The organism is Acinetobacter sp. CY17, from assembly GCF_059515825.1.
In genome coordinates this window covers 1-510 of sequence record NZ_JCAKMX010000063.1, presented here as the reverse complement: position 1 = coordinate 510, position 510 = coordinate 1, and the positions used below count along the sequence as shown (strand labels likewise).

The 510-nt window shown below is 43.3% G+C and carries 1 protein-coding gene; it reads left to right on the top strand.

Features of this window, described 5'->3' with window-relative positions; genetic code table 11:
* Positions 1-236, top strand: a 236-nt coding sequence (locus AC5YCI_RS16265; protein WP_496175883.1) for a transposase domain-containing protein, incomplete at its 5' end; no start/stop codon positions are given.
* Positions 237-510 lie beyond the last annotated feature (274 nt).

Here is a 510-nt window from a genome sequence, read left to right as displayed (position 1 = left end):
ATTGGGTAGAGAATCAGATGCGACCTTGGGCCTTAGGACGCAAGAACTGGCTGTTTGCTGGCTCGCTGCGCAGTGGCCAACGAGCTGCCAATATCATGACTTTAATCCAGTCAGCAAAGCTCAATGGCTTGGATCCGTATGCCTATTTAAGTGATGTGCTGAAAAGGCTACCGACACACAAAGTGACCCAAATTGAAGAATTACTGCCACACCGGTGGCAACCCGACCAAAATTAAAAAATAGGTATGGGGTTCAGCGGATGCTTACTATCTACCTGCATATAGTCCTGACCTTAATCCTATTGAAAAAGCATGGTCTGTATTAAAAAGGTAAGCGTCCGCTGAACACACCTTATGAATTCATCCTATAAGCCTTAATTTAGTCCCCACTTAAAAACAAGTGGGGACTAAAATTTATGACTACAAATCACCAGACATCCATCGCATCTCTTGCGAAAAAACGAAGAACATACAGTGCTGAATTTAAACAGCAGATCGTTCAGGCTTGTAA